This window comes from Wolbachia endosymbiont of Ostrinia scapulalis, assembly GCF_023559145.1.
In the GTDB taxonomy this organism is placed as follows: Bacteria; Pseudomonadota; Alphaproteobacteria; order Rickettsiales; family Anaplasmataceae; genus Wolbachia.
The window spans coordinates 476,208-489,318 of sequence record NZ_CP096926.1; the positions used below are offsets into that span (position 1 = coordinate 476,208).

The following is a 13,111-nucleotide window of genomic DNA, read 5'->3' on the forward strand; positions in this document are numbered from 1 at the left end:
AGGTTTGAACAGAAGTTTTATGGGTTACATACCGCTAGCAAACCGTAGTCTAATATCTTTATACGGACTAGATACGAGAGATTTTCTTCAGGGTGTTATAACAAATGATATTAATAAACTAAGTAGCCAGCAGGCAATTTACTCTTTATTACTCAACCCTCAGGGAAAATATCTGTACGATTTTTTCCTCATTGAGCATGATAAATATATTTATTTGGAGTGTGAAAATGCCCATCTACAGCAAATAATTGAAAAATTAGACTTGCTCAAAACTTACCTTAGAGTGAGGATTAAAGACATTAGTTCACTATATAAGGTTGGAGTTTTGTTTGATGCTAAGTTGACGGAGTGTAGTAGTAAGTCACAAGTTATTTTTCAAGATCCAAGGCACAAGCTGCTAGGAATGAGGATCATACATGAAGATGAAATAAAAGAACCGGTTGGAGATTTTATTCAGTATGAAAAAGTTAGAATTAAAAACCTTGTCCCAGATGGAGCAAAAGATATGGTGCAAAATTCATCATTTCCGCTGCAATATTTAATCGATAAGATAAATGGTATAAGCTTTAATAAAGGGTGCTATATAGGTCAGGAAGTTGTAAATCGAATGAGCAGACAAGAAAAATTCAGAAGGAAACTTTACCTTGTTGAGGGAAAAAATGCACTTCCAAATATTGGCACTAAAGTAATCAGTGAACATAATGAAGAAGTAGGAGAACTACGCTCTAGTGTCGACAATATTGGACTTGCATTGCTTAATACTGGAAAAAGCCACGCAAATTTATATGTCGGTGGAGTTAGTATTAAGACGTTATAAAATATCTATTCGAGTAAAAGCCCCTTTTTCTTGTTTAAGTGTTTGTGATAGTTATCCACAGTATTGTGAATAACTCAGTTGATAACCCAGAGAAATACATATTTTACGCATTATGAGTACTTCGGAGATTCATAATAAAGTGGACAACTCTAAAAAATTATATCAACTTTAATCTTTTTTAGTTGTGATTTTGATATTTTTCTAATAAGAGCCAATAAGGGAGTAAGGAATGGTCTTTAAGTGAAGATTTTAAATACTCTTAAAATAATACTTGAGTGTTTTTGGATGCTAATCTGGGAGTTCAACAGGAACTTTTTTATGCTGTTTTAGAAGAGCAAAAATTGCATTTTCTCTTGCTGAAAGCTTGTATTTCTTATATTTTCCATAATACACATTATGTAATTTTCAATACTAACAAAAACATTTCCCAATCTTTTAAACAACAACCTGTTGAACCTCCGGATTAGTACTTAAAAGGAACTATTAAAGTACCTCTTTAAGATTAAATTGCTACTTTAAAAACACTTAAAATTTCAACCTTTAGCTCCAATACGACCCTCTATTTGTCTTTTCTTAAAAAACGTTAAGATATTTATCAATTGAGTAAGTTTTTCTGTAAATATTTCAATCTAATCATACTCTTTTTGATGTCTTTTTTGATCTTTTTCAGAGTTATCCACAGTTTTTTTATTCTCAATTATATATATAAAGCTGCACCAATAAAAGCCGATATTAGTAATGAAAGACCAGCAGCAGCAAAAAGTCCACTACCAACTCCCATTCCAGCCGTAATACCAACAATAGCACCAAATTTCATTGTTTTATGCTTGTATTTATCTTCTGCCTTTTTTAAAAGCTGCTCTGATTCATCACGGGCATGTTTTCTTGCAGTCATTCCATAATGATCCTTTATAAAAAGATTAGCACCTGCATCTAGTAAAATTTGTGTTACCTCTTTGTCATGACTATTGTGCAAAGAAGTTTTTCCAAAAGAATCTCGTGCATTAACATTAGCACCTTTGTCTAATAAATATCGTATTAACTTCTTCTTCTCCTCCTCTAAGCAATCAAAATCTCCAACTATTACATGCAATAATGTAACCTTATATCTATACTCTCTTTTCTCTAGGCTAAATAGATGATTTATATCAAATTCTTCCTCCTTCCACCTTTGATATGTATCGCAAGCTTCCGTTGAAACGATAAAAAAGGGTGAAGTTACTGCTATTCACTTTTTGTATCGTTTTTAGCAAAAGCTTCCTCCCAAGTGCCTTGAGTTGCTGCACGGCTATACTCTGTTACTCTATTTTCAAAGAAATTTGTATGTTCCACGCCATTTAGTATTTCATCAAGCCACGGAATAGGGTTATCTTTAACATTATATATAGATTTAAGACCTAATTGCGTTAACCTTCTGTTTGCTATGTAACGTATATAATTGCGCACTTCCCCTGCAGATAGCCCTTCAACATCTCCTAAATCAAAAGCAAGACTTATAAATTCATCTTCAAGTTCAACAATAGTGCGACATGCAGAATATAATTCTTCTTTGAACTCGTCATTCCAAATTTCATTATTCTCTTTAATAAACGTATTGAACAAATTGATAATTGAATTGGTGTGCAAGGTTTCGTCACGTGCTGACCAAGCAATTATTTGCCCCATACCTTTCATTTTTCCAAACCGTTGAAAATTGAGCAAAATTGCAAATGATGCAAATAACTGCAATCCTTCAGTGAAGGCACCAAATACTGCTAAAGTTTTAGCAACATGTTTTTTATCGTGCTTTTTACTTTCCTCAAATTCTAACATGTATTCATACTTCTTTCTCATAGCATCATATTTTAAGAATGCTTGATATTCACTTTCTGGCATGCCAATCGTATCTAGAAGGTATGAATAGGCTGCAATGTGTATAGTCTCCATATTGGAAAAGCTTGCAAGCATCATACATATTTCTGTTGGCTTAAATATATTTGAATAATGCCTCATATAGCAGTTATTTACTTCAATATCTGCTTGAGTAAAAAACCTAAAAATCTGGGTCAATAAATTTTTCTCTACATTCGAAAGTTTAGTTTTCCAATCTTTCACATCATCAGCAAGCGGAACTTCTTCAGGTATCCAGTGTATCCTTTGTTGCTGCAACCATGCATCATATGCCCAAGGATAATTAAAAGGCTTGTATATTGGATCTGCTTCTAGCAATGACATAAGGTACCTAATTATTTTGAAGTAAATATTATATTAAATGATATTGAGAATCAGTCAATTTAACTTTTTTGAAATTTGACGACAGATAGTTTATCAGTGTATTATGATTTCAAATAATTAATTGACGAAATGCGAGTATTAATATCTTTTATTTTATTATTTACAGTGAGCTGCACTCACACTATTCACAATCACGGAGTTCCTGGCATTAATGTTGAACTGTGGAGCAAAATAAAAGTAGGTGATGATAGAGAAAAAGTGGTTCATACTTTAGGATCGCCAACATTAGTATCAAAGTTCGACGAAAATGTTTGGTACTATGTCTCATATAAAATTAAACAAGCTAACTTCTTGGGAAAAAGGAAGTACAGTAGTAAGTCTCTGCAAATTTCGTTTAATCAGAATGACGAAGTTACAGATATAAGAGAAATCAACGTTGCAGAAAGGTCTTTAGCTGTTGTTGATTGAAAATTTGCTGATCTATTTTTCATCACAAGTAACTAATTTAGGTAACGTAAATTCACCTATTTAGATTCAACCACTATGGATTGAAATCCAAAGATTGAGAGAGAGCATATAATGCTAACTTTTGACTTACCAAATTTATCTTCTTTTTTAGAGTAATTTTCAATATAATTTTTTATCATTTCGTCAGTTACATTTCCGCTAGTCCTGACAAATGTCCATAACCCAGTATCTTTTTTTCAGCTCTGGAAAGTTTTGCTGGATTTTTTTCTGGAACTTTTTCCTTTTATTAACTGCACTAACTTACTAATACTTAAGTATGGGGGTACAGAAACGTATACATGTTGACGCAACTCTACCTCTCTAATTGATTATTTGCACATACTTCTTGTACAACTTCTTTAGCTTTCTGTCCAATATCTCCAACTAATACTGGATATCGATATTTTGTTATCCACACTATGTGATATATATACAGAGTGACTGCTTTTTCTATAATATTCCACATTCTTTGAGATTTTTCACCTTAAAATTATATTCTTAAAAGGATGGTCCAGGGTTTTTCTCCCAAATTTGGAACAATAAAAATTTTCTAAGTTCATACAAAACAAGAAAAAGCAGATTCTCTACAAAAGAGAAAACTTATATTAAAATATTAATTTGTTTTAAAACTAAATTAATGTTAAGATATAAAGTATATAGCTTAATTTTTTTTACAAAAAGCAATGAATATCAATGATTTTAACATAAAGAACTTAACAACAATTTCTATAGTACAAGAAATAAAGAATGGCGTTAGGCTTGTTCCAGACATAATCAAACCTGGAATACAGGGTATATTTTACGCTGCAGGAGGAGCATTATTTACATACGCTTATGGTTTTTTTGCACAACAAAAAAATTATGAAGATGGTTATATGGATGGCTACAAAAAAGGCTACAGTGAAGGATTTAACCAAGGTTATAACAAAGACTTTAATCAAATTGCCTTAATTGCTGGAGCTGCTTGTGTTGGAGCTGCTATTGGAGCTGCATCTATTATGTATTGTACTAAATGTAAACAACAAGATACTCATATTGCTAACGCTCAAATAAACCAGGTAATTTCTAATAACTTAGCTTTAGTTGAGTAAAACCAAGCTAAAAAGCAATCTCATAATCATTATGCTGAGAAAAAATTCATTGTGTAACCAGAAAAAATAGAGATAATGTTTTCTGATATGTTGTAGTGGATTAGGTTCAGGTCCCAGTAGGAGCGAGTTTAAATACTACATAGACTTGTAGCTTTTTTTGCTACCTTTACTGTAAAAAAAAAGGGGTAGTAACTTTGTTAGCATCAGGAGTGTTTGCTGCAGCTCCTTATGTTAGTTTCTTAGCTCCAGTTGCAGCGTTAAGTGTTGGCCTTCCATTTATTATTAGTGGTACTGTATTTTCTGCTCTAGTTTTTGCGCTTTTAGCTGCACTGCAAAGAGCTAACAATTACTTCTTCTTGTTTAGATGCTCAAAATGTCAAAGAAAAAGCTAAAATGCAAAAACAACTAGATAAAAAGGTAGAATACATTATTAATTCTGATGAAGATGCTAAGAAAATGCATCAAGAGCGTAAAAAAAGAAATCAAGAAGAAGTTTTAGATTCTGAAGCTCTTAGCAATTTATTTAAAGAAGAAGGTAATCAACCAAAATTGCATGCAGTAGCAAAAGAAACAGGTGATTAACCGAAACTAAAAGATAGAACAACTCAGATTGTAAAATTTAGTAGTATTGCAACGTACGCATCAGTTATAGTAGCAGCTTTAGCATCAAAGTTGTTTCCAACTCTCGTATGTACTTTAGATCCTGCTTCTGGATTATCTGAGCAGCCATACGCGTCAAGTTAAGGAAATAAAGGTATGAAAGAGATAGAATAATAAGGTATAAGTTCTCCCAGATATACTTTTAGTGAGAGAACCAATGAATAAAATAACTTGCTTATCAAAAAAGCTCAAAGAATTTTTTAATGAAAAAGCAGAGAAAATCTCAATTACAACAAGGTTTATAAAAAGAAAGAGAAAGCTAAAAGGTTCATCATTCGTAAAAGCCATGGTCTTGGGTAATATAGGAGTTGATAATTGTAGCGTAGAAACAATGTGTCAATTACTAAACGAGGACTCGATAGATATAACAAAACAAGGTTTGGATTTTAGATTTACTGAAGAAGCAGTGGAATTTATGAAAAGGATGTATAATGAATCTGTGATTCTCTTTAAAAATATCTTGCAAGTTGATTGCAAAATCTTACAGCAATTTAATAGTGTTAAATTATTGGACAGTAGCTATATTACTCTACCTAACAGTATGGAAGAGATGTATAAAGGTTATGGTACTAGCTACAGTGGCTATGAAAGCAATACTAAGTCTGGAATAAAGTTACAATTAGTTTTCGACTACATGAATCAGATAATAGACCAACTTAATTTAACGGAGGGGGTAAGATCAGACCAGGGATATAGGAAACATTTAAGTAATATATTAAGCAATGATTTGCTAATATCTGATCTCGGTTATTTTGTGCCAAGTTCTTTTAAACAAATCAATGAAATAGGAGCTTATTTCATAAGTCGTTATAAATCTGATACCAACATATATGATGTAGAAACAAATCAAAAAATGGAGTTATTAGAATGTTTAGAGGATAAGTTATTTTTAGAAAACGAGGTATTGTTAGGAAAAGAAGCAAAAATTAGAGTAAGAATTATATGTCAGAAACTAACTGAAGAACAGTCTATGGCCAGAAGAAGGAAAGCTAATAGATTAGCAAGATCGCAGGGATATACATCCTCTAAAAGAAATCAAAAATTGTTGAACTGGTCAATATTTATAACTAATGTTCCAGAAAATAAAATTAGTGCTGAGCAAGTATTAACGATTTACAGAGTAAGGTGGCAAATTGAGTTATTATTTAAATTGTATAAAAGCCATATCAGGCTTGATAAGCTAAAAGGAAAGCCATGCAGAGTATTATGTGAACTATATGCTAAATTGTGCGCAATTCTTATATTTCACGGCATAGTTGGTTGCACAGAAGTGAAAAAGAATACAGAACTTAGCTTAACAAAGGCATTTATTGAGCTAAAAAGGCGGGTTAGAGAGTTATTTTTAGTATTAACCAAAATTAATAGTTTAAAAGCATTTCTTAAAAAACTCACTATAACTTGGTCGCTATTTTCATTAAAAGACAAACGTAGAAGGACTAGAGTATCCACTTTAACCTCTCTAAATTTGCTCACAATCTCTTAACTTGACGCGTATGATCTGAGCAGCAGGCACATCTAGGCCAAGCTGATGGTAATTCTACTGTAAATTTACCATCAGCTCACCATGTACCTACTCCACAGACTATGTTGAAAAGTAAAGTTGATGAGTCTCACGAAATGTTAAATTCTTCTTTTAAGAGTGCTAAAAATAATTTCGGTGCATCTCAATCATTTCTTCCAAAGTAGATAACGGTATAGATACATCAAAACGCCAAGGCACTTTTTTTGACTCTGTTGAATTAAAAAGGCTAACTACAGAACGGCCAACTCAGTCTGGTCTTGTAACGGCTTACTAAGGATTTTTTAAATATCGATCCTCAAAAAAATCGGCGTAGGTTTAGGCAGTGTAATGTCTAAACCTACGTATGCGTTGCACAGAGATTTTAAATCACGTTGTTCTTTTGGAATTTGCAACTGATCGAGTATCATTTTTGCTGACTTTGGAGCAATTGGCTGCAGCAAAATGCCAATTATCCTTATAAATTCCAGTAATTTGTAGATTACTAAATCCATGAGCTTTCTATCGGTTTTTCTTAACGTCCAGGGTGCACTTTTATCTATGTAAGCATTGGCCTTGGAAGAGATATTGATAATCAGGAGTATAATCTGGTTAAATTCATACTTTGATAGATGATCCATTACTTGATCAATTATGGCTTTGCAATTTGGTAAACTCTCATCATCTTTAAGCAAATTGCGATCGACCACTGGTACAACTCCAAAGCATTGCTTGTGCAGAAATGAAATTGTTCTTTGCACTAAATTGCCTATATTGTTTGCCAGCTCTGAGTTTATGCGGCTGATCATGTTCTTCTTACTGAAATTACCATCTTGACCGAAACTTGCTTCCCGAAGGAGAAAATAGCGTAGTTGATCAACACCAAACTCTTCTGCCAGACCAATTGGATCTATAACGTTACCAAGGGATTTGGATATTTTTTCCCCCTCGTTCAGCCACCAACCATGAACTGCAATTTGCTTTGGCAGTGATAAATCTGCTGCAAGAAGAATAGCTGGCCAGTATACAGCATGAAAACGCAATATGTCTTTACCGATCACATGAACGTTGAAGGAGTTTGTCCAAAACTTCTTATATTCCTCATCTTCTATATTAGGAAAGCCTATTGATGTGAGATAGTTAGTGAGCGCATCTATCCAAACATAAATTACGTGCTTGTCATTCCCTGGTACTTTTATTCCCCAATTAAAACTAGTACGAGAAATCGAAAGGTCAGTAAGTCCTGATTTTACAAACGATACCACTTCATTTTTTCTGCTCTCAGGAAAGATGAAATTCGGCTGATTTTCATATAACTCTAGCAATTTGTTTTGCCAATTTGACAAGCGAAAAAAATAGCTCTCTTCTTTTATCCACTGAACTTCAGCACCTGTTGGTGCTCTGCCATCTATCAACTCTGATTCCTGATAAAACGCTTCATCACGAACTGAATACCAACCTGAGTAAGAATCCAGATATATTTGCCCTCTCTCTTCAAGCCTATTCCATAGAACTATGACTGCTTTTTCATGACGTTCTTCTGTGGTGCGAATAAAATCATCATAATCAAAGTTCATTAGCTCAGCTAATTTTTTGAATGTAACATTTATTTCATCTGTAAATTCTTTTGGCTCTATTCCCTTTACCTTAGCCGCTTTTTCAATTTTCTGTCCATGTTCATCTGTACCAGTAGTAAATTTGACGTTCTTTCCAGCTAATTTCATAAATCTAGCTGTAACATCACAGATAAGGGAAGTATATGCGTGGCCGATATGTGGCTTGTCGTTTACGTAATATATTGGCGTAGTGACGTAAAAGCTCTCAAATTGCTCCATTTTGTACTGTTTAAAGCTTGATCGTATCTGCACTAGTAATAAAAATCAATATATATCCTATCGTATAAGCAATCTGAAAAGCCATTATACCGCTGCGTTTTGCAGCGGTATCCTGTAAGTGATTTACGCTTTAGAGTAAGCAGTTTGCTGTCCATAACCTCCAAAATGTTGTTCTGGATAAGAATTATCAAATGCACCTTTAGGAGGAGCAGTTGGAGCAGTACTATGCTCTTCAAAAGGGTAAGGAGGTGGTGCAACACCATGAGAATAATTTCCATAACCATACCCTTGTCTAGGATAGCTACCTACCGCCTCTTTAGCTTTCTCAATATTTTCTGACTCTTTCTCATGCTTCATATGAAAAGCCACACCACCAGCAAGACACACAAGAGAATTAATGCCAAGAATGACTAAACCCCAAACTGGTAAGACTGGGTTAATAGCACAACCTATCAAAGCTGCTAAAGAAATTGCACCAACTGCAAATTCTATATTTCTGAACATTTTAAGTTTATTATCCAGGTAATCTACCTTTTCTGATTTTCTAGCCGTTTTTTCGCTACTGTTGTACCAAACACACATTAAAGCATGGAAAGCAACACACACAACTACAGCTGCTATACCTAAAGCTAATAATTTCCTGTTGTCTTCTGAGTCTTTTTTCTTATCTTCTCTACTTAGCTGGCCACCACTAATGAAACCAGGATTGTTTATAACTGTAGTACGACCACTAAACAGGTTGCTAAGTAGTAAATAATCCCAAAAATCTAAACCTCTGTTATTGTGTACATATACGTGTGTAGCCTGAGGGCTTGTAGGTTGTTGCCTACTATCACGTCGATCACTTCCTATATTGTGTTCATTAGTTGGGTTATAGCGCCTAAATTCCTTATACGCATTTTCAAAATTTTTATCACTCCAGTCCTCAATATTTTGCATACCACGAGAACGTAAAAATTCTTGAACACCATTGTCACTGCCAGTTTCTTTTATATAGGCAAGTGCATACCTTTTTAAAACACTATCACGCATAAAAGTTACCCCTAAATTAAGATTAAATTAATAAACATTTATTATAGCAAAGTAAAGTTTAATTGTCAATTCAACCATAACCTAATACCCAGTTAATATCCTTTCCACCAGTTCTGTTACTGTCGGTATGTAGCCATTCTCATAAAATGGGTCTTGCTTAAATTTGTACACATTGTGTCCAGAAAACATAAGTTCATTTTCAACATTGCCGTCATGTACAATGTTTTGCAGTGTCTTTTGTATACAGAAACTCCGTGGATCTGGCTTTCGCCCTGTTGAATGGTCACCATGATCTTTCCAATTGCTAAACAGACAATGGCTCAAACATCCCATGCAATTAATTTGATCTTGTCTTATCTCCGCAAATTTGTCTGGTGTCACAAAAATAACAGTTGCATCTGGAGTTTTCATTACCTCTATATACCCTGCTTTAATCCATGCATTTGCTAGCTCTTTGTCTTTTGCAGTGAGGTAAATCTTTCTACCTCTGCTACCTATTGCAAATTCATTATTAAACTCTCCACTCGCACTTTCTGAAAATTTTATTTGACGTGAATTTCGTTCCTGTAGCTCATGTATGAAGCTATTTCTTACTGCAGATGAGTAAAATCCTGTCGGACTAAATTTGTTTAAAAATACGTCACCTTCTTCTAAAGTGAGTAATTTCTTTTTCCACTCCGTAGAAATCGGACTTTCTTTTGTTAAAAGTGGACGAGTGCCAAACTGAAAAGCTATTGGTCCAATTTGTAAATTGTCAAACCAATGTTCCCAATCCTTCAAATTCCACACTCCCCCCGCCATAACAATTGGCGTTTCAGAAAGACCGACTTCATTCATGAAAGATCTAAGCTCTGCAACTCTTTCAAATGGAGCCTGTGATAATTCTGGATCTTCACTATTACTGAGTCCATTGTGACCACCAGCAAGCCACGGATCCTCATATACTACTCCACCAAGTAAAAAAGAAGATATTTTTTGGTAAGCACGTTTCCACAACGCTTTAAAAGCGCGCGCCGATGAGATAATAGGGTAGTAATAAACTTGATATTTAGCTGCAATTTCTCCAAGCCTGTAAGGCATACCAGCACCGCAAGTGATGCCATGAACTAAGCCTTTTGCTTTTTCTAATATGCCATGAAGGACTTGCTCTGCTGCTCCCATTTCCCAAAGCACATTCATATGTATTCTTCCACGGCCTTTTGATATTTCATTCGCTATTTTTGCTTGACTAACTCCAGCCTCGATACTATACTCAATTAACTCCTTGTGTTTGTCATTTCTTGTTTTACCTTTATAAATTAGTGGCACTAACTCGCCGTTATTATCGATAAGTTTAGCATTTGCACCAGAAAATGTACCAACAGCATCTGCTGCAGCAAATGCTCCACTTGATCTTCCGTCACTAATTGCAATGCCTTTGCCACCTTCGATAATCGGCCACACTTCTTTTCCTGAAATCACTATCTTTTTTATCTTATTTTTCAAAATTTCCTCTTAATCTTTCACTCTATTTTACTTAATTACTAAAAAAATAATAGCTTTTCTTTTTTATACCTATGCATTCAGTTTTAAATAGGCATAGGAGATGCTATAAATATAGTTTTATAAGAAATTTGCTATATGATCATAGGTTTAACAGGTGGGATTGCAGTTGGAAAGAGCTTTGTAGCCAATTGCTTTAAAGAATTTGGTGCCGCTTTGTTTGATGCCGACTCTGTCGTGCACCAGCTTTATAAAGTAAACAAAAACATAATAAGTTACGCAGAAGAAAAATTTCCTGGAGTGATAGTAAATGGAAAAATAGATAGAACAGTATTATCTAAATATTTTTTAGCTTATGATGAAAATTGGAAGCAATTTCAGTCTTTAGTGCATTCCGCTGTGCGAAATGAATTAGAAATTTTTATTGCTCAGGAGAAAGAAAATGACGGAAAGTTTCTAGTTCTAGACATTCCACTCCTGCTGGAAACTAGATTCCGTTTATATTGCGATTTTATTGTCTTTATCCATGCAGATAGCGCTGTACAAGCTCAAAGGATCAGTGAGCGTAATATGGATAAAAAAAAGCTGGATCTAATGTCTAGTATTCAGCTACCTATTGAAGAAAAAAAGCAAATGAGCGACTTTATCATCGATACCAGTGCAAATGTTCTTTCTCAAGTGAAAGATATAATAAACTCGTTAGACCTCAACACGTGATACGGTTATTCTCCACAAGATTACTCCGAATTTTAGCTATACTATCAGCAGATTTTACCATTAAAATTTCAAACCTTGAGCCTGCATTCAAAAACGATTCTACTGATCTGCCGAAAAAATCATATCTCCATCCCTTGAATAGTTTATCTATCTGCCCAGATATTGAGCCAGCTAACTCATCTTTTGATGAAATTAACTTTCTTGATATGTTATTTTCCTTACATTTGCTCTCCAAAATAATCGAGAGTATATCAAATACAGATTTATCATAATTATCTGACAGAGTATAATTTTGCTGCACAAATTCCTTCTCATTCTCATTGAAAATATCTATAAATTCTAATAAATCTTCCTCTTTTATATTTTTTGTGTTTCTCTTAAGGTCATCTAAAATGTCATCAATATGTTCCACGTTTTTTTCAATTAAACCAGTTATTACGGCATTATTGACTACCTTATTACGATTTATATTGTAACGCTGTGCTAAGATCTCTTGCCACTCACTAACTGCTTTAACAGTTAACATCAACTTTGGATTTGCTTCATAATTAAATTTAATCCTCTTCCATGCATCTTTTGGATTATGCAAATACTTATTAACATCAACTATTGATTCCATCTCTTCTTGAAACCAGCCTATCCTATTATTTTCTTCAAGTTTATTGCACAATATTTGGTGTAGGTCATATAGGTGTATCACGTCATTTACTGCATAATCTAATTGATCCTCAGATAATGGCCGTTTTAACCAATCTGAATTTTTAGCTTTAATTTTATCCAGCGCTACCCCCTGATATTGCTCTACTACTTTTGAATAACCAATAAAGTCGTGATAATAATGACAAAACATAGCAGCAACTTGGGTATCAAAAATGGGAGTAGGAACACATTTAAGCACGGTGAGTAAGGATTCTATGTCTTGCCGACAACTATGAAAAACTTTGGTTATTTCTCGATTCAGCATTATTTTCTTAATAAGCGATAAGTCAATTCCCGGTACTAACACATCTACAATAAAACTCTTCTCTCCGTAAGAAATTTGAATTAGTGATAATCTAGGATAGTAGGTTAAATTGTTTCTAATGAACTCTGTGTCCACTGCTATAAATTTTGGATCTTTTGCCATCAATTCTTCACATGCATTCTCCAGCTCCGATGTCGTACTAATTAGCATATATTTTTCATTCAGTGGCTATATTTTACCACTTATATTGAATATTTACAATTGATTGAAATTGAGAACGCAACTGTATGATAA

The 13,111-nt window shown here is 33.9% G+C and carries 12 protein-coding genes and 1 pseudogene; 6 read left to right on the forward strand and 7 right to left on the reverse strand.

What is annotated here, in order from left to right:
* Window positions 1-19 precede the first annotated feature (19 nt).
* A complete protein-coding gene (ygfZ, locus tag M1L26_RS02445) occupies window positions 20-817 on the forward strand; it encodes a CAF17-like 4Fe-4S cluster assembly/insertion protein YgfZ (protein ID WP_211908338.1) in 798 nt (265 codons plus the stop codon).
* Window positions 818-1,514: 697 nt separating this feature from the next.
* Here ygfZ and M1L26_RS02450 read toward each other — a convergent pair.
* Both M1L26_RS02450 and M1L26_RS02455 read right to left on the reverse strand, forming a co-directional pair.
* Complete coding sequence (locus M1L26_RS02450; protein WP_211908336.1) at window positions 1,515-1,910, reverse strand: ankyrin repeat domain-containing protein; 396 nt, start codon at window positions 1,908-1,910, stop codon at window positions 1,515-1,517.
* Between the two features lie 131 nt (window positions 1,911-2,041).
* On the reverse strand, window positions 2,042-3,031 hold the full coding sequence (locus M1L26_RS02455; protein ID WP_250120355.1) for a ribonucleotide-diphosphate reductase subunit beta: 990 nt from the start codon (window positions 3,029-3,031) through the stop codon (window positions 2,042-2,044).
* A 129-nt stretch (window positions 3,032-3,160) separates the two neighbouring features.
* Here M1L26_RS02455 and M1L26_RS02460 point away from each other — a divergent pair, with 129 nt between their 5' ends.
* Entirely contained in the window at window positions 3,161-3,499 is a 339-nt protein-coding gene (locus tag M1L26_RS02460; RefSeq protein ID WP_250120356.1) for an outer membrane protein assembly factor BamE, read from the forward strand.
* A 56-nt stretch (window positions 3,500-3,555) separates the two neighbouring features.
* On the opposite strand, the pseudogene tnpA reads toward M1L26_RS02460, so the two are convergent.
* A pseudogene (gene tnpA, locus M1L26_RS02465) lies at window positions 3,556-4,002 on the reverse strand (IS200/IS605 family transposase).
* Between the two features lie 219 nt (window positions 4,003-4,221).
* On the opposite strand from tnpA, the gene M1L26_RS02470 reads away from it, so the two are divergent.
* The 3 genes from M1L26_RS02470 to M1L26_RS02480 all read left to right on the forward strand — a co-directional run bounded on the left by M1L26_RS02470 (window position 4,222) and on the right by M1L26_RS02480 (window position 6,772).
* Window positions 4,222-4,629, forward strand: coding sequence for a hypothetical protein (locus tag M1L26_RS02470; protein WP_250120357.1), 408 nt, complete (start codon window positions 4,222-4,224; stop codon window positions 4,627-4,629).
* Window positions 4,630-5,022: 393 nt separating this feature from the next.
* Window positions 5,023-5,211, forward strand: coding sequence for a hypothetical protein (locus M1L26_RS02475; RefSeq protein ID WP_246433213.1), 189 nt, complete (start codon window positions 5,023-5,025; stop codon window positions 5,209-5,211).
* Between the two features lie 235 nt (window positions 5,212-5,446).
* The gene (locus tag M1L26_RS02480) at window positions 5,447-6,772 is read left to right on the forward strand and encodes an IS4 family transposase (protein WP_250120059.1); all 1,326 of its coding nucleotides are present in this window, start codon (window positions 5,447-5,449) and stop codon (window positions 6,770-6,772) included.
* A gap of 320 nt (window positions 6,773-7,092) precedes the next feature.
* Here the strand turns inward: M1L26_RS02480 and metG are convergent, their stop codons facing one another.
* The 3 genes from metG to M1L26_RS02495 all read right to left on the reverse strand — a co-directional run bounded on the left by metG (window position 7,093) and on the right by M1L26_RS02495 (window position 11,139).
* Entirely contained in the window at window positions 7,093-8,622 is a 1,530-nt protein-coding gene (metG, locus tag M1L26_RS02485) for a methionine--tRNA ligase (protein WP_250120358.1), read from the reverse strand.
* A 123-nt stretch (window positions 8,623-8,745) separates the two neighbouring features.
* The gene (locus M1L26_RS02490) at window positions 8,746-9,654 is read right to left on the reverse strand and encodes a hypothetical protein (RefSeq protein WP_250120359.1); all 909 of its coding nucleotides are present in this window, start codon (window positions 9,652-9,654) and stop codon (window positions 8,746-8,748) included.
* Window positions 9,655-9,735: 81 nt separating this feature from the next.
* Window positions 9,736-11,139 (reverse strand): NAD(P)H-dependent flavin oxidoreductase, encoded by a 1,404-nt coding sequence (locus M1L26_RS02495; protein WP_250120360.1) that lies wholly within the window; start codon window positions 11,137-11,139, stop codon window positions 9,736-9,738.
* A 135-nt stretch (window positions 11,140-11,274) separates the two neighbouring features.
* On the opposite strand from M1L26_RS02495, the gene coaE reads away from it, so the two are divergent.
* Window positions 11,275-11,853 (forward strand): dephospho-CoA kinase, encoded by a 579-nt coding sequence (gene coaE / locus M1L26_RS02500; protein ID WP_211908327.1) that lies wholly within the window; start codon window positions 11,275-11,277, stop codon window positions 11,851-11,853.
* Here the strand turns inward: coaE and M1L26_RS02505 are convergent.
* Window positions 11,843-13,027 (reverse strand): ribonuclease D, encoded by a 1,185-nt coding sequence (locus M1L26_RS02505; protein WP_211908325.1) that lies wholly within the window; start codon window positions 13,025-13,027, stop codon window positions 11,843-11,845. The two genes, coaE and M1L26_RS02505, sit on opposite strands and share 11 nt — an antisense overlap.
* Window positions 13,028-13,111 lie beyond the last annotated feature (84 nt).